Annotated in this window: 21 protein-coding genes; 6 read left to right on the top strand and 15 right to left on the bottom strand. The window is 70.6% G+C overall.

Features of this window, described 5'->3' with window-relative positions:
- The first annotated feature begins 42 nt into the window (after window positions 1–42).
- Together VET29_RS34485 and trxA are read left to right on the top strand one after the other, a co-directional pair.
- Window positions 43–351, top strand: coding sequence for an MTH1187 family thiamine-binding protein (locus VET29_RS34485; protein WP_324928670.1), 309 nt, complete (start codon window positions 43–45; stop codon window positions 349–351).
- Window positions 352–430: 79 nt separating this feature from the next.
- Complete coding sequence (trxA, locus tag VET29_RS34480; RefSeq protein WP_324928668.1) at window positions 431–1,402, top strand: thioredoxin; 972 nt, start codon at window positions 431–433, stop codon at window positions 1,400–1,402.
- A gap of 51 nt (window positions 1,403–1,453) precedes the next feature.
- Here trxA and VET29_RS34475 read toward each other — a convergent pair whose 3' ends face one another.
- The 9 genes from VET29_RS34475 to VET29_RS34435 form a co-directional block, all read right to left on the bottom strand.
- Window positions 1,454–2,932, bottom strand: a complete 1,479-nt coding sequence (locus tag VET29_RS34475; protein ID WP_324928667.1) for an aminopeptidase — start codon at window positions 2,930–2,932, stop codon at window positions 1,454–1,456.
- Between the two features lie 85 nt (window positions 2,933–3,017).
- Window positions 3,018–4,409 (bottom strand): neutral zinc metallopeptidase, encoded by a 1,392-nt coding sequence (locus VET29_RS34470; RefSeq protein WP_324928665.1) that lies wholly within the window; start codon window positions 4,407–4,409, stop codon window positions 3,018–3,020.
- A gap of 65 nt (window positions 4,410–4,474) precedes the next feature.
- Entirely contained in the window at window positions 4,475–5,632 is a 1,158-nt protein-coding gene (locus VET29_RS34465; RefSeq protein ID WP_324928663.1) for an MFS transporter, read from the bottom strand.
- Between the two features lie 99 nt (window positions 5,633–5,731).
- The gene (gene glgB, locus VET29_RS34460) at window positions 5,732–7,915 is read right to left on the bottom strand and encodes a 1,4-alpha-glucan branching protein GlgB (RefSeq protein WP_324928661.1); all 2,184 of its coding nucleotides are present in this window, start codon (window positions 7,913–7,915) and stop codon (window positions 5,732–5,734) included.
- Between the two features lie 34 nt (window positions 7,916–7,949).
- Complete coding sequence (locus VET29_RS34455) at window positions 7,950–8,384, bottom strand: CBS domain-containing protein (protein WP_324928659.1); 435 nt, start codon at window positions 8,382–8,384, stop codon at window positions 7,950–7,952.
- Between the two features lie 117 nt (window positions 8,385–8,501).
- On the bottom strand, window positions 8,502–9,863 hold the full coding sequence (locus tag VET29_RS34450) for a maltokinase N-terminal cap-like domain-containing protein (protein ID WP_324928657.1): 1,362 nt from the start codon (window positions 9,861–9,863) through the stop codon (window positions 8,502–8,504).
- On the bottom strand, window positions 9,860–11,689 hold the full coding sequence (gene treS, locus VET29_RS34445) for a maltose alpha-D-glucosyltransferase (protein WP_324928655.1): 1,830 nt from the start codon (window positions 11,687–11,689) through the stop codon (window positions 9,860–9,862). Before treS ends, VET29_RS34450 begins: the two co-directional genes overlap by 4 nt.
- 171 nt (window positions 11,690–11,860) lie before the next feature.
- Entirely contained in the window at window positions 11,861–12,808 is a 948-nt protein-coding gene (locus tag VET29_RS34440) for a zinc metalloprotease (protein ID WP_324928653.1), read from the bottom strand.
- 290 nt (window positions 12,809–13,098) lie between these two features.
- Window positions 13,099–15,066 carry an alpha-1,4-glucan--maltose-1-phosphate maltosyltransferase gene (locus VET29_RS34435; protein WP_324928651.1) on the bottom strand — a complete coding sequence of 656 codons (1,968 nt, stop codon included), beginning with the start codon at window positions 15,064–15,066 and terminating at the stop codon, window positions 13,099–13,101.
- Between the two features lie 123 nt (window positions 15,067–15,189).
- Between VET29_RS34435 and glgP the strand changes: the two genes are divergently transcribed.
- Window positions 15,190–17,688 (top strand): alpha-glucan family phosphorylase, encoded by a 2,499-nt coding sequence (glgP, locus tag VET29_RS34430; RefSeq protein WP_324928649.1) that lies wholly within the window; start codon window positions 15,190–15,192, stop codon window positions 17,686–17,688.
- A gap of 315 nt (window positions 17,689–18,003) precedes the next feature.
- Window positions 18,004–19,098, top strand: a complete 1,095-nt coding sequence (locus VET29_RS34425; protein ID WP_324928647.1) for a hypothetical protein — start codon at window positions 18,004–18,006, stop codon at window positions 19,096–19,098.
- A gap of 198 nt (window positions 19,099–19,296) precedes the next feature.
- On the opposite strand, the gene VET29_RS34420 is transcribed toward VET29_RS34425, so the two are convergent.
- The 6 genes from VET29_RS34420 to VET29_RS34395 all read right to left on the bottom strand — a co-directional run bounded on the left by VET29_RS34420 (window position 19,297) and on the right by VET29_RS34395 (window position 24,722).
- Window positions 19,297–19,689 (bottom strand): rhodanese-like domain-containing protein, encoded by a 393-nt coding sequence (locus tag VET29_RS34420; protein WP_324928645.1) that lies wholly within the window; start codon window positions 19,687–19,689, stop codon window positions 19,297–19,299.
- Window positions 19,686–20,228 (bottom strand): cysteine dioxygenase family protein, encoded by a 543-nt coding sequence (locus VET29_RS34415; protein WP_324928643.1) that lies wholly within the window; start codon window positions 20,226–20,228, stop codon window positions 19,686–19,688. Before VET29_RS34415 ends, VET29_RS34420 begins: the two co-directional genes overlap by 4 nt.
- A gap of 162 nt (window positions 20,229–20,390) precedes the next feature.
- Window positions 20,391–22,505: a glycogen debranching protein GlgX gene (gene glgX / locus VET29_RS34410; RefSeq protein ID WP_324928641.1), complete on the bottom strand. Its 2,115-nt coding sequence runs from the start codon at window positions 22,503–22,505 to the stop codon at window positions 20,391–20,393.
- 32 nt (window positions 22,506–22,537) lie between these two features.
- Window positions 22,538–23,164, bottom strand: coding sequence for a hypothetical protein (locus tag VET29_RS34405; protein WP_324928639.1), 627 nt, complete (start codon window positions 23,162–23,164; stop codon window positions 22,538–22,540).
- A complete protein-coding gene (locus VET29_RS34400; RefSeq protein WP_324928637.1) occupies window positions 23,161–24,387 on the bottom strand; it encodes a hypothetical protein in 1,227 nt (408 codons plus the stop codon). The genes VET29_RS34405 and VET29_RS34400 overlap by 4 nt, the downstream gene beginning before the upstream one ends.
- A complete protein-coding gene (locus VET29_RS34395) occupies window positions 24,384–24,722 on the bottom strand; it encodes a hypothetical protein (RefSeq protein WP_324928635.1) in 339 nt (112 codons plus the stop codon). Before VET29_RS34395 ends, VET29_RS34400 begins: the two co-directional genes overlap by 4 nt.
- Before the next feature lie 137 nt (window positions 24,723–24,859).
- Here VET29_RS34395 and VET29_RS34390 point away from each other — a divergent pair, with 137 nt between their 5' ends.
- Together VET29_RS34390 and VET29_RS34385 are read left to right on the top strand one after the other, a co-directional pair.
- Entirely contained in the window at window positions 24,860–25,633 is a 774-nt protein-coding gene (locus VET29_RS34390; RefSeq protein WP_324928838.1) for an ABC transporter ATP-binding protein, read from the top strand.
- A gap of 32 nt (window positions 25,634–25,665) precedes the next feature.
- Window positions 25,666–25,953: enoyl-CoA hydratase-related protein (locus VET29_RS34385; protein ID WP_324928633.1), on the top strand; the 288-nt coding region annotated here is incomplete at its 3' end.

The raw sequence follows: 25,953 nt of genomic DNA, 5'->3' as shown, positions 1-25,953 counted from the left end.
CAGGGTCCCGTTCGCACAGTATCGAGAGCGGGAGGAGTCGTCGTGTTAGTGGCGTTCAGCGTGGCCCCGGCGGGTGGCGAGTCGGACAGTGTGAGCGCGGCCGTGGCCGCCGCGGTGCGAGTGGTCCGCGAGAGTGGGTTGCCGTGTGAGACGAACTCGATGTTCACCAACATCGAGGGCGAGTGGGACGAGGTGATGGCCGTCGTCAAGCAGGCCGTCGACGTCGTCGCGGCCTCCGCGCCGCGGGTGTCGCTGGTGCTCAAGGCGGACATCCGGCCCGGTCACACGGGCCAGCTGACGGCCAAGGTGGAGCGGGTCGAGCAGCATCTGGCCGAGTGGAGCGGGCATTGACACGCGGCGGAACCGGCGGAGCGGGCGTTGATGTGGAGTAGCCCGACACGCCGGTGGGGAGGCGTGCCAGGATGGATGTGTGACAAGGCCAGACCCACGTCAAACCGCAGCACTGTCAGCCGCCCTGTCCGGGGCGGTGGACCTGTCGGGCCTGAAGGCCCGCGCCGAGGCAGCCACCAAGGCGACGACGGCACCCGCCGCCGCGCCCTCCGGTGACGGCGCGGCGCCGACCGGCTCGTTCATCATCGAAGTCACCGAGGAGACCTTCCAGGCGGAAGTCGTCGAGCGGTCACTGCAGGTGCCGGTGATCGTCGACCTGTGGGCCGAATGGTGCGGGCCCTGCAAGCAGCTTTCGCCTGTGCTGGAACGCCTCGCCCAGGCCGCCAACGGCGCGTGGATCCTCGCGAAGGTGGACGTCGACGCCAACCCGCGCATCGCGCAGCTGTTCGGGGTCCAGTCGATCCCGACGGTCGTGGCCATCGCCGGCGGGCAGCCGGTCGAGGCGTTCGCCGGCGCCCAGCCGGAGCCGCAGATCAAGCAGTGGCTGTCGGCCCTGCTCGACGCGCTGCGGGACCGGCTGCCGGGGATCCGCGCGGCCGAGGAGGGCGTCGACGCCGAGGAGGAGCCCCTGCCCGAACCGGAGGACCCGCGGTTCGTGGCCGCGGAGGACGCGTTCGAGGCAGGCGACTACGACGCGGCCATCGCGGCGTACCAGAAGATCCTGGACGAGGAGCCGGCGAACGAGGAGGCCAGGGCGGCACTCGCGCAGGTGCGGTTCCAGGCGCGGGCGGAGGCCGCCGACCCGTCGGTGGTCGGCCGCGCGGACACGTCGCCGGAGGACGTCGACGCCCAGCTACAGGCGGCGGACGTCGAGCTCGCCAACCAGCGCATCGAGCAGGCCTTCAAACGGTTGTTGGACCTGATCCGGCGGACCGCCGGGCCGGACAGGGACCGGGCCCGGACGCATCTCGTCGAGCTGTTCGGGCTGTTCCCGGCCGAGGACCCGGTGGTCGCCAAGGCCCGCCGGGACCTGGCGAGCGCACTGTACTGAGAAACGCCGCTGCCTCCCCTCGCTCGTCGAGGGGAGGCAGCGGCGTACCGGTCAGGCGAAGTCGTTCGTGCAGTCGGACGAGTCGTCCTGATAGCCGCGGCGGAAGGCCTCCACCCGGGCGAAACCGGACTCGACCTGCTTGCCGTTGATGTCGGCCGCGATGAGGCTGTCGTCCTGCAGCAGCTCGGCCATCGCCTCGTCCAGGTCGCCAACGGCGAGGTGGAGCTTGCCGTCCTGGGTGTTGGGGTCCTTGTCGACCGTGAACTTGGCCCAGGCGCCCGTCAGGCACGCGGTCCGCAGGCCCGCGTTCTCGTCGTCGAGGCTGCCGCCCATCTGTTTCTGGATCGCCATCGAGTAGCGGGACGCGATCTCGGCGAACGCCGCGAAGTCGCCGATGCCGGCGCCCTTCGCGCCGGGTTCCGTGCCCTCGGCCGGCGGCTTGGCGATCGCCTGGAGCTTCTTGACGTCGATGCCCACGATGTTCTCGTCCGGGCAGTAGGTGGCGGGCGAGGTGGACTCGCCCTTCTCGCACTTCGAGCCGTTCTCGGTGATCTTCGGCTGCTCGGCGTTGTTGTCCTTGAACGCCTCGTCGAGGCTTTCCTGCAGCAGGCCGAGGATGTCCTTGTTGCCCGGGTCGACCTGGCCGCCGACCTTCTCGTCGGCCTTGGACCGCTCCTTCTCCTCGATGCGGCCGTCGATCTCTTCCTCGGTCATGTCGGCGCAGCGCTTCGGGTCATACCGGAAGCCCTCCTGGAACGCGTACACGCGGTCGAACGCCAGGCCGTGCGCGCCCTGGGTCTTCGAGTCGAGGCCCGCGGGGTCGCGGATGAAGAACACCGTCGCGAGGATGTCGTTCAGGCCCTTGCCGGTGTTGAGCTGGAAGTGCTTGGCCTTGTCCCTGGCCACCCAGCGCATGAAGTTGCCCATGTAGCAGTCGGCCTGCTGCTCACGCACGATCGTCGGCGTCGACTGGCTCATGTGGCTCTTCTCCCCGAGCCGGAACTGCACCGCGTGGCCCATCTCGTGTGCCAGCACGCCGACCACCGACATCGGGCCGAACTGCTTGGTCAGACCGGGCAGCAGCACGCCGCGGTCCCACGCGATCGCGTCCTCGCCGTTGCCGCCGCAGTAGAAGGCGTTGACGAAACCGGCCGTGGACTCACCGCAGATCGACACGCCCGCGCCCTTGGAGTCGTAGGACACCAGGCGCTGGATGTGCGTGAACTTCTCGTCGAAGAGGCCGGGCAGCTGTGCGTCCCAGTAGTCGTACAGGTCCGCGACCGCGTTGGTCGCGAGCCTGTCCTCCGCGCTGCCGGTCGTGCCCTCGACCCTGAGGTCGGCGTCCGGCACGCCCTCGCGCGGGCCGGTCGGCCCGTTGTTGACCGGGACACCGCCGGCGTCGCCCGTGTCGATGTTGCTCATGGCGGCGGGACTGCCGGCGACCGCCTTCGGAGTACATCCGCCGGTCTGCGCCACCATCACCGCTACGGCGGCGAGGGTGAGGCCCACGCGCACCCAATGCACACGCACAGCTGCTCCCCGTTCGAAAAACGTTGTGGTTGTTGGGCACACTACTGGGCCGATCGGGTGCACGTACGCCGAACCGGTGAGCTGTTTACAGGCCACACGCCTTGACGCCCTGCAGTGTCCCCTGGCGGAACAGGGACACGCGGTCGAAGCCCGTCGCCACGGCCTTGCCGGCCAGGTCGCGGCCCGCGTAGTCGTAGCGCAGCAGCACCTGGATCGCCTCGTCGAGGTCGCCGGGGGACAGCGTGAAGCCCGTCCGCCTGGTGAGCAGCGTGCCCGTGTACGCGCCGGTCAGGCACAGCACCGCGCGCTGGGCGTCCTCGCCCTCCAGCTGCTTCCCGAGCTGTTTGAGCGCGGCCATGCTGTACCGCGACGCCACCAGGGTGCCGGTCGCGAAGTCGCCGATGTCGCGGTGGATGTCCGGCAGCTCGCCCTCGGTGGCGACGTCGATCTGGCCGGTGTCGGCGCAGTACGCGATGGGGCCCTGGTCCGCCTTCGTGCAGTCCGGTGTCCTGGTGGACGTGCGCACGGTCGGCGCGGTCCACGGCTTGCCGAGGCCGGTCATGATCGTGTTGTAGGACGGGCCGAGGTCCTCGGTGATGGTCGTCAGCAGCGGCTCGAAGTCCAGGTTGCCGCCACGCTCGGCGTCGTCCTGGGACAGGAAGCCGCGCTGGGTGAACGTGCGGTTCTTCACGCTCATGTCCTTGCACAGGCCGACGCCCTGGTCGTAACCGTCCTGGAAGGCGGACACGCGGTCGAACGCGTCGCCGTGGGCGCCGTCGTCGGACTGCTCGGTGCCGACCGGGTCCCGGAACATGACCAGCGCCTCCATGGCGTTGTCGAGCCGGTCCTTGGAGATCTTGAGGTGGGCGGCCTTGCCCTCGGACACCCAGCGCACGAACGAGCCCGCGTAGCAGTCGGCCTGCGACTCGATGAGGATCGTCGGGTACTCGTCCGGGTCGGACTGCTGCTTCGCGACGGTAAGACCAGTGCGGCGCTGCACCGCGTGCCCCATCTCGTGTGCCAGCACGAACATGACCGCGGCCTCGCCGAACTTCTCCTTCAGCACGGGCAGGAGCGCGGCCCGGTCCCAGGCGATGATGTCCGCGGTGGGGCAGTAGAAGGCGTTGCCCTCGACGTCCGAGGCGCGGCGGGCACACGGCGGCGCCTTCGCGGTCGCGCTGGAGGTGTCGACCGAGTAGAAGCCGCCCTCGAGGTTGGTCCACTGCTTGTCGAACGCGGTCGGGAACGTCTCGGTCCAGAACTGCTGCACGTCGGTGACCACGGTCGCGGCGAGCCGGTCGATGTCGCCGCCGTCGGAGTTGTGGACGAAGGACGGGTCGACGCCACCCTTGCCGTTGCCGTGTTCGCCCGACACCACGGAGTCACCGTTGGTCGGCGTGCCGGCGATCGTGGTCGTGCAGGCCGCGAGCGCGAGCAGCAGCGGCACGAGCATGACGAGGACGGGTCGCGTGCGCACGAGTCCAGTGTGCCGGTCTTCGGGTGTTCGTGTTGTGAGGACGGCGCAATCCATGGTGGACGGCCTCACCGCGCTCGGCGGCCCAGGCGCAGCGCGACGAGCGCCACCAGTGCCTGCGCGGCGGTGGCGGCGAGGAGCGCACCGGCCGCCCGGCCGTCGCCGACGAGCCGGCCGGCGACCGTGGTGCCGATGCCGAAGCCCGCCCACATCACGCTGAACACCCAGGCGAAGGCCTCGATGCGCTGGCCTTCGGGCGTGAGGTCGCCGACGAGGAGCTGCTGAAGCGTCTCGACGGGCCCGTTGACCAGTCCGTACGCGGCGTAGGCGACGAGGACCACGATGGCGGCGCCGGTGAGCCCGGCGGTGGCCAGCACGGCGGCGCCGCCGAGGTGGAGCGTGGCGAGCTGCGCGCGGGGGCTGCCGGGCCAGGTGCGGGTGCCGTAACCGATGCCGCTGACCACCGCGCCGGCGGACAGCGCGCTGGTGAAGAACCCGGCGGCGCCGCTGCCCGAGGCCGTGGCGACGGCCGCGACCTCGAGGCACCCGAAGGCGAACGTGTCGACGGCGATCATGCCGAGAAGGAGCCGGACGCGGGGGTGTGCGAGGGGGCCGAGCAAGCCGCCGTGCCGTGGCTTGCCGCGCAACGCCCGAAGCGGTGGGGAGAGCGCGACGAGGAGGTCGCCGGCGAGCTTGACCACGCCGGTGCCGGCGACGACGGTCTGCGCGGGCATGGCGAGGAGAAGCCCGCCGGCGATCATGGGCCCGGCGATGAAGGTGGTGGTGTTCAGGGCGGCGTCGAACGCGTAGGCGGTGGTCAGCCGGTCTTCGGGGATGAGGTTGGGCCACAGGCCGCGGACGGCGGGGCCGGCGGGCGGGATGGTGGCACCGAGCCCGGCGGCGGTGAGGCAGAGGACGACGACCGGGGCGTCGGTGAGGAGCGCGGTGACGAGGGCGACCCACGCGACCGTGTGCGCGGCGACGAGCCAGAGCAGGACCCGGCGTGGACCGCGCCGGTCGGCCTGCCGGCCCCGGACCGGGCCGGCGACGGCGTTGACCACCGCGAAGATCATGACGAGCAGGCCGGCGCTGGCATAGCCGTGGCGCTGCGTGATGGCGACGAGCAGGGCCAGGTTGAGCATCGCCGTGGCGACCCGCCCGAGCAGCACCGCCGCCGTCAGCTTGCCGACCCCCGGGATACGCAGTAGTTCGCGATATCGGCGCACACGGCGGAGGTTACGTGATCGGCTACCGTCCGTGACCCGGGTTAACCCATGAACGCACCATGCGTAGGACGCCTGAACGCTGGACGTGGCGAAGCGTGATCAGGCCTCCGGGACCAGCCACAGGACGCCCTGCGGGGGCAGTTGCAGCAGTGCCGACGCCGGCTGGCCGTGCCACGGGTGGCCGTCCGCCTCCACCTCGCCCATGTTCCCCCAGCCCGAACCGCCGTAGGACGCGGCGTCGGTGTTCAGCAGCTCGCGCCAACGCCCGGCGCGCGGCAGCCCCACGCGGTAGTCCTGGTGCGGATGCCCGGCGAAGTTCGCGACGCACGCCACCACCGCCTCCGGCGCCATCGGGTCGAGGCGCAGGAAGCTCGCCACGTTGTTCGACGAGTCGTTCGCGTCGATCCAGTGGAAGCCCTCCGGGCGGTTGTCCGCCGCGAACAGCGCCGAGTGGTCGCGATAGACCCGGTTCAGGTCCGCCACCAGCCGCCGGACGCCGTCGTGCAGGGGCTCGTCGAGCAGGTGCCAGTCCAGCGACCGGCTCTCCGACCACTCCGCGGGCTGACCGAACTCCCCACCCATGAACAGCAGCTGCTTGCCGGGATGCGCCCACATGAACGCCAGCAGCGCCCGCAGCCCCGCCGCCTTGTTCCAGTCGTCGCCGGGCATGCGGGTCCACAGTGAGCCCTTGCCGTGGACCACCTCGTCGTGGGACAGCGGCAGCACGAAGTTCTCGCTCCACGCGTACATCAGCGAGAACGTCACCTCGTTGTGGTGGTACGACCGGTGCACCGGATCGTGGCCGAGGTAGCTCAGGGTGTCGTGCATCCACCCCATGTTCCACTTGAAACCAAAGCCCAGCCCACCCAGATGGGTCGGCCGCGTCACTCCCGGCCACGCCGTGGACTCCTCGGCGATCATGACGGCGCCGGGGTGGTGCTTGTAGACGGTCGCGTTCAGCTCCTGCAGGAACCGCACCGCGTCCAGGTTCTCCCGGCCGCCGTGGATGTTCGGCAGCCACTCGCCTTCCTTGCGCGAGTAGTCCAGGTACAGCATCGACGCCACGGCGTCCACCCGCAGGCCGTCGATGTGGAACTCCTCCAGCCAGTACAGGGCGTTGGCCACCAGGAAGTTCCGCACCTCCGTGCGGCCGAAGTCGAAGACGTAGGTGCCCCAGTCCGGCTGCTCGCCCCGCCGCGGGTCCGCGTGCTCGTACAGCGGCGTGCCGTCGAACCGGGCCAGTGCCCAGGAGTCACGCGGGAAGTGCGCAGGCACCCAGTCCATGATCACGCCGATGCCCCGCTCGTGCAGGGCGTTCACGAGCGCGCGGAAGTCGTCCGGGCTCCCGAAGCGTGCGGTCGGCGCGTAGTACGACGTGACCTGGTAGCCCCACGACCCGCCGAACGGGTGCTCGGCCACCGGCAGCAGCTCCACGTGCGTGAAACCGTTGTCCTGCACGTAGTCGGCCAGCTGGGTGGCCAGCTCGCGGTACCCGAGGCCGGGTCGCCACGAGCCCAGGTGCACCTCGTAGGCGCTCATCGGCGCGGACACCCACTGCGTCGCGTCCCGCCGCGCGATCCAGTCCTCGTCGGACCAGACGTGGGCCGACAACGTGACACGCGACGCGGTCGCCGGCGGCACCTCCGTCGAGAAGGCCATGGGGTCGGCCTTCTCGTGCCAGCTGCCGTCCGGGCCGAGGATGCGGAACTTGTAGCACGTGCCCGGCGGCAGGTTGGGCACGAACAGCTCCCACACCCCCGACGACCCCAGCGAGCGCATCGGGTTGGCGCGCCCGTCCCAGCCGTCGAAGTCGCCACACACCCGCACGCCGTGCGCGTTCGGCGCCCACACGGCGAACGACGTGCCCTCGATCACGCCGTCCGGGGTCTCGTACGACCGCACGTGCGCGCCCAGCACGTCCCACAGCCGCTCGTGGCGGCCCTCGCCGAACAGGTGCAGGTCCAGCTCGCCGAGCGTGGGCAGCCAGCGGTAGGGGTCGTCGACGACGAGCGGCTCGCCGTTGTAGCTGACCTCCAGGCGGTACACGCCGGGGTTCTCCGCCAGCTCGCCGGCGAAGAAGCCGTCGGCCACCTCGTCCAGCTCGGTGCGCGTCTCGCCGGCCAGCACCGCCACGGCCTTGGCGCCGGGGCGGTACGCGCGTGCGACCGCCGTACCGGCGTGGTCGGAATGCACACCCAGCACCGAGTGCGGGTCGTGGTGGGCGCCGGCCAGCAACCGGCGCAGGTCATCGTCGGAAGGCAGGCCCGGAGTCACGCTGCTCATTCTGCCGGTGCGGACCCGGACCTGCTCAACGGGCTTACGAACCCTGGGCTATGTAGGACTCCAGCTGCTCGCGGTCCGACTCGAGCTGCTCGATGCGGCTCTTCACGATGTCGCCGATGCTGACGATCCCGACGAGCCGGCCGTCCTCGAGCACCGGCATGTGCCGCATGCGCCGCTCGGTCATGGTCTGGGCGAGCCCGTCGATGCCGTCGCCCGGCTCGCACGTGACCACCGGTGAGGTCATGATCTCCGACACCGGGACGGTGAGCAGCTCCGCGCCCCGCTCGTCGAGGCGGCGCACGACGTCCCGCTCGGACACGATGCCGACCAGCGTGCCCTTCTCGTCGACGACGACCAGCGCGCCGACGTTGTACCGGGCGAGGTCTTCGAGCAGCCCGGTCACCGACACCTGCGGCGGCACGGAGGCCACCTCGGAACCCTTCGTACGCAACACATCCGCGACCCGCATCTGGGTGACACCCCGTTCGTCTCGTCCGGCGTGCGGCCCTCGGCCTCGAGAGCCCTCCGATCCAGGCTAATCAGACTCGCGGGTACCCGCTAGACGAGCGGCGCCCACGCGGGCGGCTCAGGAGCGTCGCCGGATCGCGGCCAGCGGGATCGCGGCCCAGTCCGGGCGGTTGTGGTGTTCGTAGCGGACCTCGTAGACCGCCTTGTCCAGTTCCAGGGCACGCAGCAGCACCGCCTGCTCTCGCGGGTCGACCCCGACCTCCGCGTATCCCGCGCAGAACGCGGCCCGGTTGCGGTCGGACCACTCCGTCGCCCTGGCCGCGCGCTGGCGGTCGTCGTCGCGGTCGTCGCTGCCCGGGAGCAGGTGGAACGCCGCGTAGTCGAACGAACGGAGCATGCCGGCCACGTCCCGCAGCGGCGAGCGCGGCATCGCTCGCTGCTCCGGCGTCGCGCCCGGCTCGCCCTCGAAGTCGATCAGGACCCAGCCCGTCGTCGTGCGTAGCACCTGGCCGAGGTGCAGGTCGCCGTGGATCTGGTGGATCGGGACCGGCGCGGGCAGGGTGCGGACGCCCTCGAACGCGGCCCGCAGCAGCGGCTCCTCGGCCACCAGCGCCGGCACCTCGGACAGCACCACGTCGAGCCGGGCGTGCATGGCGTCGACCTCCGCCGCCAGGTCCGCGGGCCCGAGCGTCCGCGTGCCCGTCGCCGCCGCCAGTGCCGTGTGGACCTCCGCGACGGCCGCGCCGAGGCGGCCCGCCTCGCCGGCGAAGTCGCCGCCGACCTCGTCCGCGTGCAGGTCGCCCTCGGCCAGCAGGTCCCGCACGCTGGCGGTGGCCGTCGCCCAGCCCTCGACCGCGTCGGGCAGGAACCGCTGCATGAAGCCGACCACGGTCGGGGCCGGCCCACGCTCGTCCGTCAGCACCCCGAGGGGCGTGGCGATGTGCGGGTTGCCGGCCAGCGCGCGGTGGATCTCGACGTCACGGTTGCGGCCCGGCTCCGGCTGCCGGTACAGCTTCAGCACGCCGGGCCCGTACACCAGCGACGTGTTGCTCTGCTCGACTCCCATCAGGCGCGGCCGCACGCCGGGCCGGACCGGCTCGTCCGTCTCGAACCGCAGGCCGGCGAGGTCGCCGTGGTCCTTCCCGCGAGCCAGCAGCAGGTCGAGGAACGTGGTCATCAGGTCCTGGTCGGCGGGCGCGTCGTACACGGTGCGCCCGTCCCGCTCGCCGATCACCGCGTGTGCCAGGTGGCCCGGCACGCCCTCCCGAACGCCGAACAGCAGCTGGTACGGGTCGCCGCCGTCGAACGACACCATCGCGTGCACCAGCGCCGGGTCGCCCTCGACCAGGACGGACGACCGTACCGTCCGGAGCGTGGCCGGCGCCCTTCCCTTGGTGCGGAAGAAGCGCTGGCCGATGATCCAACGCAGCAGCGTGTCCCCGAGGTCCTCGGCCAGCTCGGCAGGTCGGATGACGGTCAATGCGTCTCGCCTTCGTCGGGGTCCGAGGTGATCTGGAACCAGTAGAAGCCGTGGCCGGGCAGGGTGAGCAGGTACGGCAGCTCGCCGATCGCCGGGAAACGCACGCCGCCGGTCAGCTCCACCGGGACGCGTCCGGCGAACTCGGACAGGTTCAGCTCCACCGGCTGCGGGAAGCGGGACAGGTTGTTCACGCAGATGACGAGGTCCTCGGACACCCCGTCGGACTCCGGGAGGAGCCGCAGGTACGCGAGCACGCTCGGGTTCGACGAGCCGAGCTCGTTGAAGTCGCCGAGGCCGAAGGCCGGGTGTTCGCGGCGCACCTGCAGCATCCGCCGCGTCCAGTGCAGCAGTGACGATGAGTTGTTGAGCTGCGCCTCGACGTTCACCGCCTGGTAGCCGTACACCGGGTCGGCGATCACGGGGAGGTACAGGCGGCCGGGGTCGCAGCGGGAGAAGCCGGCGTTCCGGTCGGGTGACCACTGCATGGGTGTACGCACCGCGTCGCGGTCACCAAGCCAGATGTTGTCACCCATGCCGATCTCATCACCGTAGTACAGAACCGGCGATCCGGGCAGGGACAGCAGCAGTGCCGTGAACAGCTCCATCTGGTTGTCGTCGTTGTCCAGCAGGGGCGCGAGCCGTCGGCGGATGCCGATGTTCGCCTTCATGCGCGGGTCCTTGGCGTACTCCGCGTACATGTAGTCGCGTTCCTCGTCGGTCACCATCTCGAGCGTCAGCTCGTCGTGGTTGCGCAGGAAGATGCCCCACTGGCAGCCGGACGGGATCGGCGGCGTCTGCGCCAGGATCTCCGAGATCGGGAACCGCGACTCGCGGCGCACCGCCATGAAGATGCGCGGCATCAACGGGAAGTGGAACGCCATGTGGCACTCGTCGCCGCCGGAGTCCGGGTCGCCGAAGTACTGCACCACGTCCGCGGGCCACTGGTTGGCCTCGGCGAGCAGGATCCGGCCGGGGTACTCGTCGTCGACCACCTTGCGGCACTTGGTGAGGAACTCGTGCGTCCGCGGCAGGTTCTCGCAGTTGGTGCCCTCCTGCTCGAACAGGTAGGGGACCGCGTCGAGGCGGAAGCCGTCGATGCCCAGGTCCAGCCAGAACCGCAGGACGTCGATCATCGCGTCCTGGACCTCGGGGTTCTCGTAGTTGAGGTCGGGCTGGTGGGAGAAGAACCGGTGCCAGTAGAACTGACCGCGCACCGGGTCGTAGGTCCAGTTCGAGGACTCCGTGTCCACGAAGATGATTCGCGCGTCCGAGTACGCCTCGTCAGTGTCCGACCACACGTAGTAGTCGCCGTAGGGGCCGTCGCGGTGCTGGCGCGACTCCTGGAACCACGGATGGGCGTCGCTCGTGTGGTTGAGCACCAGGTCGGTGATCACCCGCAGCCCGCGCCGGTGTGCCTGGTCGAGCAGGTAGACGAAGTCCTCGACGGTGCCGAACTCCGGCAGCACCGCGCGGAAGTCGGAGATGTCGTACCCGCCGTCACGCAACGGCGAGGCGTAGAACGGCGGCAGCCACAGGCAGTCCACGCCGAGCCACTGCAGGTAGTCGAGCTTGTCGGCGAGGCCCCGGAGGTCTCCGGTGCCGTCGTTGGTGAAGTCGTTGAACGCGCGGACGAGCACCTCGTAGAAGACGGCCGTCTTGAACCAGTCCTGCTGTTTCGGTGCTGATCTCGCGTGCCGGAAGTCATCGGCGTTCGGTTCGACGAGATGGCCGTCGGCCGTGACCGACTCTCCCGTGTGTGGCACCCCATCGAGCCCCAGTGCGGCATCCGGACGACTGTCCAGTGCTGCTTCCGGCGTATCGGTCATTCCCGCAACCCTTACCTGTTCAGCTTTCCCCGCAACAGCCTTTGTCGGGGGAGTGGTGATCATGGTGCCAGGTCCACCACCGCCCCCACTCCATGGTCACCGCTCTTTCCGCTTCGTGCACGACAACGCGGGCGCCGCCGGAACCCCGACGACGCCCGCGTTGTCGATCCGTCACGCTCGATATGCGGCCCACTGGTTCTTCATACGGGTCTTCTGGCCCGCGGTGAACTGGTTGTAGCAGCTGTCGTAGCTGTAGTCCATGTAGTTGTGGATCGGGTCGACGCCGGCGGCCGGACAGGTGTCCTTGCTGGCCGGGCAGCCGCTGGTCGAGGTCCGCTCGGCCGGCGTGTCGGAGACCTGGTCGTTGCCGGCGCCGCAGCCACCCTCGAAGGTGTGGTACAGGCCGAGCCAGTGCCCGGACTCGTGCGTCGCGGTCTTGCCCAGGTTGAAGTTCGTGATCGGACCGCCCGGCAGGGAGCCGTACTGGATCACGATGCCGTCGAGCTGCGGGTCGCCCGCGTACCACTCCGGGAACGTCGCGTAGCCGAGGTAGCCGGTGTTGGTGGACCAGATGTTGAGGGTCCGCTTGTCACCGGTGCGGGTGGCTGTCTTGAGCGCCCGCTCGCCCGCGGCGCTGTCCGGGTCGTTGAACCAGCTGTTGTTCGACCAGTGCTTGATCGACTGGAGAGTGAACTGGAACTCGGTGTTCGAGGCCTGCGACGACTCGCCCCCCGCGTAGTCCTGGTTCATCTCGGCGATCTGCTGGTTGATCTGGGTGTCCGTCACGTTGCCGGTGCCGTTGGTGGCGGTGACGACGTGGAAGACGACCGGGATCGTCACGACGGCCTGGATCCCCAGGTCGGTACCGGCGGCCCGCTTCGACTGCAGGCGCGACTGGAAGTCCTTCTCCGCCGCCGCGACCTGTTCGGCGGACATCTCGTTACGCTCGTGCGCCCCCGAGCCCGGCTTGACCCTCGCGGCCGCGTCCGAGTCGCACAGGACACCGGAGACGTCCGAGTGCGTCGGCGCCGCGACCACCGAGGCCGCCGGCAACACGGCGAACGCGGACGCGGACAACGCGAACGCCGCCACCGCGACGGCGCTTCTTCGCATAGACATTCACGTACCTCTCAGCAGGGGGCGTGACTCACGTCATGTCACACCATGCATCGGACCGTACGTGCTGAGTCGCTACGGAGACACCCCCCGTTACCCAACCAGCCATCCTGACAGTTACCGTTCACACCCGCAAACCCGCGAGTCCCGCGTTCAAACACCGCGAGTCGCGCGTTCGCACACACCGAGTCGCGGTTTCGTGCAGATCCTCGCCTGGGCCTTGTGCACGAAACCGCAACTCACTGTGTCTGGACGCGCGACTCGCTATGTCTGAACGCGCGACTCGCGAGGGTTCAGCGGGTGACGGTCAGGATGTGGGCTACTGCCTGGACGGGGTCCAGGCGGACGTAGTTGGACTGGCCCCACTCCCAGGTGCCGCCGGTGACCTCGTCGTGGACGACCAGGCGGTCCTGCCAGTCGTGGCCGATGGCCGGCAGGTCCAGCCAGACCATGCCCTCCCGGGGGTGGTCGGCGTCCAGCGTGACCACCACGATGACCACCTCGCCCGTGCCGGGGTCGGTCTTCGAGTACGCCAGCAGCCCGTCGTTGTCGGTGTGGTGGAAGTGCAGGGTGCGTAGCTGCTGCAGGGCCGGGTGGGCGGCGCGGATCGCGTTCAGCCTGGTCAGCCACGGTTCCAGCGACCGGCCCTCGGCCAGCGCCCGCTCGAAGTCGCGCGGTCGCAGCTGGTACTTCTCCGAGTCGAGGTACTCCTCGGACCCCTCGCGCACGGCCTGGTGCTCGTACAGCTCGTAGCCCGAGTACACGCCCCAGCTCGGCGAGTACGTGGCCGCCAGCACGGCCCGGATCGCGAACATCGCCGGGCCGCCGACCTGTAACGACGCGTGCAGGATGTCCGGGGTGTTCACGAACAGGTTCGGCCGCGCCTCGTCCGCGTGCTCGACGATCTCCTGGCCGAACTCGACCAGCTCGTCCTTGAACGTCCGCCAGGTGAAGTAGGTGTAGGACTGGGTGAAGCCCAGCTTCGCGAGCCCGTACAGCCGGGCCCGCCGGGTGAACGCCTCGGACAGGAACAGCACGTCCGGCTCGAGGGCCTTGACCTGGTGGATCAGCCAGTGCCAGAAGTTCGGCGGCTTGGTGTGCGGGTTGTCCACGCGGAAGATCCGCACCCCGTGGCTCACCCAGTGCATGACGACCCGCAGCACCTCGGCGTAGATGCCCTCGGGGTCGTTGTCGAAGTTCAGCGGGTAGATGTCCTGGTACTTCTTCGGCGGGTTCTCCGCGTAGGCGACCGTCCCGTCCGGCCGGGTGGTGAACCACTCCGGGTGCGAGGTCACCCACGGGTGGTCCGGCGCGCACTGCAACGCCAGGTCCAGCGCGACCTCCATGCCCAGCTCGTGACACCGCGCGACGAACCGGTCGAAGTCCTCGAAGGTGCCGAGCTCCGGGTGGATGGCGTCGTGGCCGCCCTCGGCGGAGCCGATGGCCCACGTCGAGCCGACGTCCTCCGGCACGGAGATGACGCTGTTGTTGGGGCCTTTGCGGTTCGCTCGGCCGATCGGGTGAACCGGCGGCAGGTACACGACGTCGAAGCCCATCCGAGCGACGCGGTCCAGCTCCTTGACCGCGCTGTCGAACGTGCCGTGTACCGGCTTGCCCGACTCGTCGACGCCGCCGGTCGAGCGGGGGAAGAGCTCGTACCAGGACCCGTACAGCGCCTTCGACCTGTCCACCCACATCTGGTACTTGCGGCCACGGGTCACCAGGTCACGCAACGGGTTGGCCCACATGTAGTCCTGGATCGGCTTGTCCATCGCCTCGGCGATACGACCGGGCAGCGGCCGGTTCGTGTCACGCAGCGCGGCGGCCGCGGACACGAGCATCGCGCGCTCGCCGTTGTGCGGGAACCGCCGCGCGGCCCGGTCCAGCAGCTGCGCGCCGGACTCGAGGTCGTTGGCCAGCTCCTCGGCCGTCTGCGCGGCGGCGACCTTGACCTCGACCGCGTGCCGCCAGGTCGACCACGGGTCGCTCCAGGCGTCGATGCGGAACGTCCACATGCCCGTCGCGTCCGGGTGGATGTCCGCGACCCAGGTGTCGGCGAACTCGTCGTCGACGTCCATTCTGGTCAGGCGCTCGCTCTTGTCGTTCGGCCCACGCCACACGACCGTCGCGGCGACCGCGTCATGACCCTCGCGCCACACGGTGGCGCGTACCGGGATGTGCTCGCCCACCACCGCCTTCGACGGGTAGCGACCGCAGCTGATCAGTGGGGAAACGTCGTCGATACCAAGGCGGCCACTCACCGGGCAAGCCCCTCCCGCGTGCGCTCAAAAGTTGATACCCGAAGTGTGCCCCGTCCACTCCGAAGCCACACGTCCGCCCCGCAGGTGAAGTCGGCTCGGCGGTGCCCGCTAGGGTCGATCGACGTGAAAGCTGTACGCCGCTTTACCGTGCGCGCCGGTCTGCCCGAGGAACTGGCCGAGCTGGAGACGCTCGCGACCAACCTCAGGTGGACCTGGCATCCGCATTCGCAGGATCTGTTCGCCGCCATCGACGCGGGCATCTGGGAGCGGCTCGGCGACCCGCTCCGCCTGCTCGCCGAGGTGCCCGCGAGCAGGCTGGAGGAGCTCGCGGGCGACGACGGGTTCCGTGCCAGGCTGGCGGAGCTTTCCGACGACCTGCGCCGCTACCTGACCGAGGCACGCTGGTACCAGCAGCGCCGCGCCGAGCTGTCGGCCGGCCGCATGGCTGAATCGATCGCGTACTTCTCGATGGAGTTCGGGGTCACCGAGGCGCTGCCGAACTACTCCGGCGGCCTCGGCGTGCTGGCCGGCGACCACCTGAAGGCGGCGTCCGACCTCGGCGTGCCGATCATCGCCGTGGGCCTGCTGTACCGGTCCGGCTACTTCCGGCAGTCGCTGTCGCTCGACGGCTGGCAGATCGAGCACTACCCGGTGCTCGACCCCAACGCGCTGCCGCTGTCGCCGCTGGTCGAGCCGTCCGGTGCGCCGATCCTCGTGCACGTCGCGATGCCCGGCGGCCGGGTGCTGCGGGCCCGCATCTGGAAGGCGCAGGTCGGCCGTGTGCCGCTGCTGCTGCTGGACTCCGATGTGGACGGCAACGACGAGGACCTGCGCGGCGTGACCGACCGGCTCTACGGCGGCGACCAGAACCACCGCATCCGGCAGGAGATCCTGGCCGGCATCGGCGGCGTGCGTGCCGTGCGCACCTACTGCGAGCTGACCGGTCACCCCCAGCCCGAGGTGTTCCACACGAACGAGGGACACGCCGGGTTCCTGGGACTGGAGCGGCTGCGTGAGCTGATGTCGGCGCACCAGCTGACCTTCGACGAGGCGCTGTCGGCGGTGCGTTCCGGCACGGTGTTCACCACCCACACGCCGGTCCCGGCGGGTATCGACCGGTTCCCGGTGGACCTCGTGCAGCACTACTTCGGCGACGGCGCGCTGCTGCCGGACGTCGAGCTGGTGCGGATCCTGGCGCTGGGGGCCGAGGACAACCCCGGCATGTTCAACATGGCGCACATGGGGCTGCGGCTCGCCCAGCGGGCGAACGGCGTGTCCCAGCTGCACGGCGAGGTCAGCCGCGAGATGTTCGGCGGCCTCTGGTCCGGGTTCGACACGTCGGAGGTGCCGATCACGTCGGTGACCAACGGCGTGCACGGGCCGACGTGGACGGCGCGGGAGATGGCTTCGGTCGGCACCGAGCTGGACGACCACGGGCTGTGGAGCCTGCGGTGCCAGCTGCGCAAGCGGCTGGTGATCGAGGTCCGGCGGCGGGTGCGGGAGGCGTGGCTGCAGCGCGGGGCGTCGCCGCTGGAGCTGGCCTGGACGGACACCGTGTTCGACCCGGACGTGCTGACGGTCGGCTTCGCGCGCCGCGTGCCGACGTACAAGCGGCTGACGCTGATGCTGCGTGACCACGACCGGCTCCGTGCGCTGCTGCTGGACCCGTCCCGCCCGGTGCAGCTGGTGGTGGCCGGCAAGTCACACCCCGCCGACGACGGCGGCAAGGCGCTGATCCAGCAGATCGTGCGGTTCGCCGACGAGAACGACGTGCGGCACCGGATCGTGTTCCTGCCCGACTACGACATGTCCATGGCCCGGTACCTGTACTGGGGTTGTGACGTGTGGCTGAACAACCCGACGCGGCCGCTGGAGGCATGCGGCACGTCCGGCATGAAGGCTGCGCTGAACGGCGGCCTGAACCTGTCCATCCGGGACGGTTGGTGGGACGAGTTCTACGACGGCTCCAACGGCTGGGCGATCCCGACGGCGGACGGGATCTCGGACCCGCTGCGGCGCGACGACCTGGAGGCGGCGGCGCTGTACGAGCTGCTGGGCGGCCAGGTGGCGCCGCTGTTCTACGAGCGGTCGGACGGGGTGCCCCGCCAGTGGCTGGCGATGGTGCGGCACACGCTGTCGTCGCTCGGCCCGCAGGTCCAGGCGTCCCGGATGGTCGAGGAGTACGTCGACAAGCAGTACACCCCGGCGGCGACGGCCGTCGAGCTGGCGGACGCGGAGGGTTACCGGATGGCCCGGGAGCTGGCGTCCTACCGGCAGCGGCTGTCCGGGGCGTGGCCGCACATCCGGGTGACGTCGTGCGACCTGTCGCTGAACGGCTCGGACACCCCGGTGCTGGGTGAGCGGGTGTCGGTCCGCGCGTCCGTCGACCTGGCGGGCCTGTCTTCCACGGACGTCCAGGTCCAGGCCGTCATCGGCCGCGTCGGCGACACCGACGACCTGTACGACGTGCTGACGGTCCCGATGACACCCGACGACGCGGGCCACTACACGGCGGAGTTTTCCCTCCCCCACGCCGGCTCACTGGGCGTAACAGCCCGAGTCCTGCCAAACCACGCCCTCCTGGCAAGCCCAGTAGAACTGGGCCGAGTCGTCCTAGCCTGACCACACCCAGTCCCGCGTTCGCGAGTCCCGCGTTCACCCATAGCGAGTCCCGCGTTCGTGCATACCGAGTTGCGGTTTGGTGCTGATCTTGGCCCGGGCCGTGCGCACGAAACCGCAACTCGGTGTGGCTGAACGCGGGACTCGCAGTGCTTGAACGCGGGACTCGCGGTGTTCAACGCGGGACTCGCGGAGGCGTTGCCCTTTTGGCTGTCCGGTCGGCGGGTGGGGTAGTGGCGGGTGGGCACGTAGGGTCTGGTGTTTGTGCGGGTCCTTCGCCTTCTGCTGAAGCCCGGGTTCTTCGTGACCCTGGCGACCGTGGCCACCATCGTGGTGGTGCAGCGGTCGGTGCCGGCCGCGGTCGCCGGGTTGTTCGGTGCGCTGGTGGGTGGCCTCTCGGCGGTGGTGGCGAGCCAGTTCGGCCTGCTGGCCAGCGTGGTCGTGGCCGGGGTGACGGTGCAGCGGCTCGTCGTGGGGGTAGGTCCCCGGGTGGCCGAGTGGTCGACCCCGCACCGGATCGTGGCGCTCCGGGCCGTGCCGATCATGCTGTCCGTGTCCGTGCGGGCCGCGCGGTCACCCGTGCGGGTGAGAATTTGGGTGGCCGCACTGTGCGCGCTCGCGTTCGAGGTGGCACTGGCCGTGACCATGGTCCTGGTCGCGAGCGGACCGTTCACCTTCGGCTTCGCGGCGGCGACCGTGGCCTCGCTGGTGCTGTCGCTCATCCCCAAGCAGACGGCGACCACGACCTCCACCGGCTGGTTGCTGTTCCGCCTCCCCTGGACCGGCGACGACATCGCCAGGCAGATGGAGGCGGCCCCCGTGATCGGCAAGGCGGTCGAGGCCGCGCAGGCCGGTGACCTGGCCACGGCCGAGCGGCTGGCCGCCCACCTGCGGGAGAGCTACCCCGACCTGCGGCCGGCCATCGCCGCGCGGATCTCCGTGCTGGAGGCGCAGGGCCGGTACGCGGAGGCGATGATCCTGGCGGTCAAGCTGACGTCGGACGCGACGAGCGATCCCCAGCAGGCCGCCAGCTCGTTCGCGGCGTTGGCCGGACTGGCGTGTGCGACGGTCGAGGCCGGCCAGTTGGAGGCCGAGCTGGGCCTGTCGACGGCGAGCCAGGCCATCGAGAACGCGACGGCCCTCGGCTACCCGAAACACAAGCTGAACGGCGCCCGCGCCATGGTCGAACTCCTCCGCGGCAACCTCAAGGAGGCGATCGCCCTGGCCCGCCAGGCCGCCGGCGCCGGCGACGACCTCCTGGCCAGAGCCGACGACCTGGCCACCCTGGCCAGAGCCCACATGGCCGCCGGCGACAACCGCACCGCCCGTGAGGTCATCGGCGAGGCCGAGAAGCTCGCCAAGTGGTGGCCCCGCGTCGCGAACACCCGCACCCGCCTGGAAGTCGCCGGCTAGCCTCGCGAGTCCCGCGTTCGAACACCGCGAGTCCCGCGTTCCAACACCGCGAGTCCCGCGTTCGCGCACACTCAACCGCGGTTTCGTGCACCTCCACCTCTCGCCTGCACGAAACCGCAATTCGGTATGCACGAACGCGGGACTCGGTATGCACGAACGCGCGACTCGCTATGGGTGGACGCGGGACTCGCGAGGGGGTCAGGTGATGGGTGGGGTGCCGCCGGTTTGTATCGGGAGGCCGGCGTCGCGGTAGGCGTGGAAGCCGCCTACCAGGTCGGTTGCGTTGGGGAGGCCGACATCCTGCAGGTCACGCGCCGCGAGGCTTGACGAGTAGCCCTCGTTGCAGAAGACGACCACTGTCGTGTCGGCTGTGAAGTCGGGTAGGCGGTGTGAGCCCTCCGGGTCCAGGCGCCACTCCAGCACTATCCGCTCGATCGGCACCGCGCCCGGGATCTCGCCGTCCGCCACCCGGTCGTGCAGCGGGCGGATGTCCACCAGCAGGTGGTCCTCGGGTAGCGCGGACAACGACGCCGGCTCCACCCGTGACAGCCGGGCACGCGCCCGTGCCAGCACCTCGTCCACGCGGCTCACGGCTCCACCGGCTCCCTCGCCAGCTCCTCGAGCGTCCGGTACGGCGGCAGCGGCGGGATCGACGCCGGGATGTCCCACAGCGACGCGTACTCCCGCGTCGGCACCAGCGGCGGTGAGTACGCGTGCACGGTCGCCGCCTTCTCCCGGGAGGTGTTCCACACCTGGTGCGCCCGCCCGGCGCCGAAGCCGAGCGACGAACCGAGCAAGTGGGTGCGCTGCCGCACGTCCCCACCCGGGTACCGGTAGGTCTCGGACAGTGAGCCCAGCACCACCGAGAACGCCCCGGACGCCCCACCGTGGTCGTGTGGCTCGGTGCGCTGGCCCGGCAGCCACGACAGCAGCCACACCTCCACCTCCTCGGTCAGCGCCAGCCGCGACCACCAGCGCTGCGGGCTGGCGAAGCGGACCTGGGCGAGCAGTTCCTCGCCATGCCGGACACCGATCGTGGACACCAGTTCGTGCAGCTCGGTGGGGGTCCACAGCGGACCGCGCGGGCGGACGAGGGCAGACAGGGATGGCGGGGCGAGCGCGGTGGTCATGAGATGTGCTCCAGGTGCGACGGGAAGGGAAGCGCGAACTCACCCGTCGGTACAGCCGCACGAGGCGACCAGCAGCAGGTCAACCGTGCGGTCTCGCCAGCTCATCAGCGACCGGAACACATCGCTGATGTTGGCACGCCCAACCCGCACTGACCAGCCGTCTCACGCAGTGGTACGTGGCGTGCGGAACACCAGCAACGTTCGAGCGGGCACCGTTACGGGCTTCCCCGCCTTGATCGGCCTCGTGTCCAGCGGCTCGCCACGCGGTGTCCCAGTATCCAGGACGGGCACGAACACGTCGCCGAAGCCGGCGCCGGGCAGCGTGAACTCGACCTCCGACCCCCCGGCATGCAGCAGCACCAGCCAGCTGTCGTCCGGGATCACCTCGCCGGAGCGGTCCCTGGACAGGCTGGTCGACCCGTCGATCCACATCCCGAGCGTGCGCCGCCGCTCGTCGAACCAGTCGGCGTCGTTCATCGGTTCGCCGGCGGGGGAGAACCACACCAGGTCCGGCGTGCCGGAGCGGTTCAGCCGGCCGTCGAAGAACTGCGGCTGCCGCAGCGCGGGCGATCTCAGGCGCAACGCGATCACCTTGCGGGTGAACGCGAGCAGGTCCTCCGCCTGCGGTGTCGGGTCCCACGACACCCACGAGACCTCGTTGTCCAGGCAGTACGGGTTGTTGTTGCCGCCCTGCGTCCGCCACCTCTCGTCGCCGGCGGTGATCATGGGGGTGCCGGTCGACAGCAGCAGTGTCGCCAGCAGGTTGCGTGCCTGCCGGTCCCGTAACGCCATCACCAGCGGATCCGTGGTGTGACCCTCGACGCCGCAGTTCCACGACCGGTTGAAGTCCGCGCCGTCGCGGCCGCCCTCGCCGTTCTCCTCGTTGTGCTTCTCGTTGTAGGACACCAGGTCCCGCAGGGTGAAGCCGTCGTGCGCGGTGATGAAGTTGATCGACGCCCACGGCCGGCGGGTGTTCGCCGCGTACAGGTCCTCCGAGCCGGACAGCCGGTACGCGAGATCCCGCACGTTCACCGCGCTGCGCCAGAAGTCCCTTACCCCGTCACGGAAGCGGTCGTTCCATTCCGTCCACTGTGGAGCGAACCCGCCGACGCGGTAGCCGTCGGCGGTGGCGTCCCACGGCTCCGCGATCAGCTTGCAGCGTGCCAGCCCGGGATCCACGGAGATGGCCGTCATCAGTGCCGAGTCGGGGTCGAACCAGCCGCCGCGCGGGCGGCCCAGCGCGCTCGCCAGGTCGAACCGGAAGCCGTCTACGCCGAGCTCGTTCGCGAAGTACCGCAACGAGTCCGTCACCAGCCGGACCACCGGGAGCGAGCCGGGGTTCAGCGTGTTGCCGCAGCCCGTCAGGTCCACAGTGGACCCGTGGCGGTCGTGCAGGTAGTACGCCGGCGCGTCGAAACCCCGCAGCGACAACGTCGGCCCGCTGACCGACCCCTCGCACGTGTGGTTGAACACCACGTCGAGGATCACCTCGATGCCCGCGGCGTGCATCGCCGCGACCATCGTGCGGAACTCCGCGACCTCCTGGCCGGGTTCGCTCGCGTACGCCTCGTGCGGGGCGTGGAAGCCGAGCGTCGAGTAGCCCCAGTAGTTGCGCATGCCACGCCTGCGCAGCGACGGCTCGTCGGCGATCGTGTGCACCGGCAGCAGCTCGACCGCGGTCACCCCGAGCCGCACCAGGTAGTCGGTCACCGCCGGGTGGGCGAGGCCGAGGTAGGTCCCGCGCTGGTGCGGCGGCACCTCCGGGTGCAGCTTGGTGAAGCCCTTCACGTGCAGCTCGTAGACCACCGTCTCCTCGAACGGCGTCTCCGGCTTGGTGCCGGTGTGCACGCCGCCCGGTGACGTGACGACCGACAGCGGCACGTGCCCCAGCGAGTCGACCGGTGACGGCCCGCCGGTCATCGGGTCGCCCTCGTAGCCGAGGACGGCCCGGGGGTTGCCGACCGTGCCCGAGATCCGCCGCGCGTACGGGTCCACGAGCAGCTTGTTCGGGTTGCAGCGCAGCGCGCGCCCCGGGTCGTACGGCCCGTGCACGCGGTAGCCGTACCGCTGACCCGGCGTGACGGCCGGCACGTGGCCGTGCCAGATGCCGAAGGTGTGTTCGGTGAGCTCGACGCGCCGCTCGCTGCCGTCCTCGCCGATCAGGCACAGTTCGACGGCCTCCGCGACCGACGACGCGACCGCGAACCGCACCCCGCCGGCTTCCGGATGAGCCCCCAGCGGGAACGGGTGTCCGGGCAGCACGTGGACGTCGGGCATTCAACCATTTTGCCCGGCGAGAGGTCGGATGATCAGAGCCGATAGGTGTGATTCTCGTAGGAGTCCTCGTCCTCGGGTGCCGGCAGCGCCCGGATCGACCGCACGACCTGGCAGAACAGCAGCTGGTGGGCCGCCCAACCGTGTGCGGAACCACAGGCGAGGGTGAGCAGCAGTTGGACGCCGGCTGGCACGAACGCCTGGAGCTGCAGCGCGAGCGGCCGCCCCGCGCGGGCCTGCTCGGCACCCGGCACCCGCTGCGCGATGACCGCCGGGCCCAGGTCGGTGTCCACGACGAGCGTCTCACGGACATCCGGCCCGCCCACGTTCTCGACCGAGTCCCGCAACGCCTCGGGGTAGCACGAAACCGCAGTTCGCACTGTCTGAACGCGGGACTCGGTGTGTTTGAACGCGGGACTCGCGAAGGGTAGGGGTACTGCGGTCAGGATGGCGGGGGCGGCGTCGGGTGGGGTGACCACGGCTAGTAGCAGGGCGTTTGCGTTGAGGGCGGTTTCCACGGCTTCGGTGGCGGCGGCATGCAGGTCGGCGTAGGTGGCGGTGCCGGTACGTAGGTGGTCGGCGATCGCCGCGTACTCCTGGATGGCGGCGGTGGGGTTCTCCAGGGGGAGGCGGTGGACGGTGGCGGGGAGGTCGATGATCACTTCAGTGCGTCCTTGGCCAGGTCCTCGACGGCCTTGTCCAGCTGCTTGGGCGTCGGGTTGATGCCCTGCTGCAGGAGCTTCAGCTCGGCCTTCTGCTCGGGTGTCAGGTCGACGCCCGCCTTCTCCGCGATCGACGTGCCCTTGTCGACGAGGTTCGCGTACGCCTCCTGCTGCTTGGCCGCCAGCCCGAGGCGTTGCAGCTCCGCCTTGCGGTCGGCCAGGTTCGCGGGGAGGTCGACGCCTTCGCGCCTGGCCACCTCGCGGCCCGCGGCGGTCAGGTCGCGGGACACCTTGCCCTCGAGGCCGTGTGCGCGGATCCTGGCGGCGTTGTTGACGATCCCCGGCACCCCGCCGCCGGTCGCCGCGGCCGTGATGTCCTTGCGGGCCGCGCGGACCGCCGCCCTGGAACCCCGCCGGAGTGCCACCCGGCCGCCGGACCGGACCGCCGCGGCCGCCGTGCCGCCGCCGGGGACGACGCTGGTGCCCAGGCCGAGGACCACCGACGTCCAGCCCGGCGCGTGCCGGGACCCGGCGAGCTGCTGACCCAGCGCGGCCAGCGAGCCCACCGCGCCCGCGCCGCTGGACGCCACCTCCAGCGCGGCCGCCGGCACCACACCCACCCCCGTCGCCGCCAGCCCGGCGGCGAGGGTCCCGGTGGCGAGCGACACGCCGTCCGACGCGACCGCGATGCCGTCGACGGCCTGGACGTACCAGGCGTCGTTCTCCGGCTCGAACGGGTCGCCGTCCTTGCCGCCGCGGACGGCGTCCGCGGCGGCGTTCGCCGCCCGCAGGTGGCGGGCCTCTAGCCGGCGCGCGTCGTCGACGACCCGGCCGAGCCGGGCGCTGACGGCCGTGGACTCCGGGGTACACGTGTCGAACGTGGCCAGCCGGGCCCTGAGCTTCCTGGCCGCCGCCTCCAGGACCTCGGCCCGCGCCTGGTTGGCCACCAGCGTGCCGTACCAGGTGGACAGAGCACTCGCGACCGCGCCGATCGCCTCGCCGCCCTTGCCCAGGCCCCGCGGCAGGTCGTCGCCGTGGTCGGAGAACTCCTCGGCCGCGCTGCCGCCCCACTCGGCGTCGTCGGTGATCTTCGCGGCCTCCTCGAGGCGCGGCAGGGTCGCGTCGATCAGCTCGCCGGCCGTGGCCAGCTGGAGCAGCAGCGTCTGGACCGCGTCGGCCTCGCCGGGCGCCGGGTCGAAGCCGAGGGCGGGGAAGCTCCTCATGGCCGCGCCCCCCGCAGGGTCTCGAACACCGCGTCGCGGACCGTGCCCTCGGCCAGTGCCCGCATGCGGTCGTAGCCGCCCTGCTCGACCACCTCGTAGTTGGCGACCGCGCCGCGGACGTTGCCCGCGATCGTCTCGATCTTGCCGCGCATGTCGTCGAGGTTGTCCCGCCACTCGCCCGCCACGTCGGCCACCGCGGCGGCGAGGTCGCCGGGTCCGAGGTCGCCGCCGGTGAGGTCGAGCGCGCCGACGATGGCGCCCACCTGGTCGGCGACGGCGGACAGCTCGCCGACCCGGATGGCGAGGCTGGCGGTGTTGACGGTGTAGCCGGTCATGGTGACAGCGAAGCCGAGAATCCCCTTCGGAACCACCGCCGGTGCGCACGGAGGCAAACCGAGAGCACGGGCCGGCAAACGCTCCTGTTGAATAGGACACCGTGACGGGATCCGACCTTGACGACCTTGTCGTGCACATGTCCGGCGTTGGCGTCCGCCGCGGGAACAAGCACCTGCTCGCGGACGTGGACTGGAGCGTCGAGCTTGACGAGCGCTGGGTCATCCTCGGTCCCAACGGGGCCGGCAAGACGACCCTGCTCAGGCTCGCCGCCGCCGAGCTGCATCCGAGCACCGGCGAGGTGCACGTCCTCGGCGAGAAGCTCGGCCGGGTGGACGTGTTCGAGCTGCGGCCGCGTATCGGCTTCTGCTCCGCCGCGGTGATCACCCGCGTGCCGCCGCAGGAGAAGGTCATCGACGTGGTGGTCAGCGCCGGTTACGCGGTGCTCGGCCGCTGGCGGGAGGCCTACGACCAGCTGGACACCGGCCGCGCGCTCGACCTGTGCGAGAGCCTGGGCATCGGCGACCTCACCGAGCGCGAGTTCGGCACGCTGTCCGAGGGGGAGCGCAAGCGCACGATCATCGCCCGCGCGTTGATGACCGACCCGGAGATGCTGCTGCTCGACGAGCCGGCCGCCGGCCTGGACCTGGGTGGCCGCGAGGACCTGGTCGCGCGGCTGTCCGAGCTGGCCCGCGACCCCGACGCGCCGGCGTCGATCCTGGTCACCCACCACGTCGAGGAGATCCCGCCGGGCTTCACGCACCTGCTCCTGGTCGCCGACGGCGGCATCGTCGCGCAGGGACTCATCGAGGACGTCCTGACCAGCGAGAACCTGTCCAAGACGTTCGGCCAGGAGCTGGAGCTGGACAGGCTCGGCGACCGGTACTTCGCGCGGCGCCGCGCGTCCGACTAGGTTGAAGCTACTCGACAGTAGGGAGACTGCCCGTGGGTGAGTTCGTCAGGTTAGAGGTCGACAGCGGCGTCGGCACGATCCGGTTGGACCGGCCGCCGATGAACGCGCTCAACCGGCAGGTGCAGGAGGAGATCCGGGCCGCGGCCCAGGAGGCGGCCCGCCGCGACGACGTCCGCGCGGTGATCGTCTACGGCGGCGAGAAGGTGTTCGCGGCCGGCGCGGACATCAAGGAGATGGCCGAGCTGTCCTACGTGGACATGGCCGCCCGCGCCGGTGAGCTGTCGTCGTCGTTCACGGCGGTCGCCGAGATCCCGAAGCCG

The organism is Actinophytocola sp. (genome assembly GCF_035634895.1).
Taxonomy (GTDB): Bacteria; Actinomycetota; Actinomycetes; order Mycobacteriales; family Pseudonocardiaceae; genus Actinophytocola.
This window is presented reverse-complemented; position numbering and strand designations above follow the sequence as displayed.

What these genes read in the sequence shown, in the direction of transcription:
- glgB (WP_324928661.1), bottom strand. Translation starts at nt 7,915, where the DNA reads ATGAGCAGCGTGACTCCGGGCCTGCCTTCCGACGATGACCTGCGCCGG.
- VET29_RS34455 (WP_324928659.1), bottom strand. Translation starts at nt 8,384, where the DNA reads ATGCGGGTCGCGGATGTGTTGCGTACGAAGGGTTCCGAGGTGGCCTCC.
- treS (WP_324928655.1), bottom strand. Translation starts at nt 11,689, where the DNA reads ATGACCGATACGCCGGAAGCAGCACTGGACAGTCGTCCGGATGCCGCA.
- VET29_RS34440 (WP_324928653.1), bottom strand. Translation starts at nt 12,808, where the DNA reads ATGTCTATGCGAAGAAGCGCCGTCGCGGTGGCGGCGTTCGCGTTGTCC.
- VET29_RS34415 (WP_324928643.1), bottom strand. Translation starts at nt 20,228, where the DNA reads ATGACCACCGCGCTCGCCCCGCCATCCCTGTCTGCCCTCGTCCGCCCG.
- glgX (WP_324928641.1), bottom strand. Translation starts at nt 22,505, where the DNA reads ATGCCCGACGTCCACGTGCTGCCCGGACACCCGTTCCCGCTGGGGGCT.
- VET29_RS34400 (WP_324928637.1), bottom strand. Translation starts at nt 24,387, where the DNA reads ATGAGGAGCTTCCCCGCCCTCGGCTTCGACCCGGCGCCCGGCGAGGCC.
- VET29_RS34395 (WP_324928635.1), bottom strand. Translation starts at nt 24,722, where the DNA reads ATGACCGGCTACACCGTCAACACCGCCAGCCTCGCCATCCGGGTCGGC.
- VET29_RS34390 (WP_324928838.1), top strand. Translation starts at nt 24,860, where the DNA reads ATGTCCGGCGTTGGCGTCCGCCGCGGGAACAAGCACCTGCTCGCGGAC.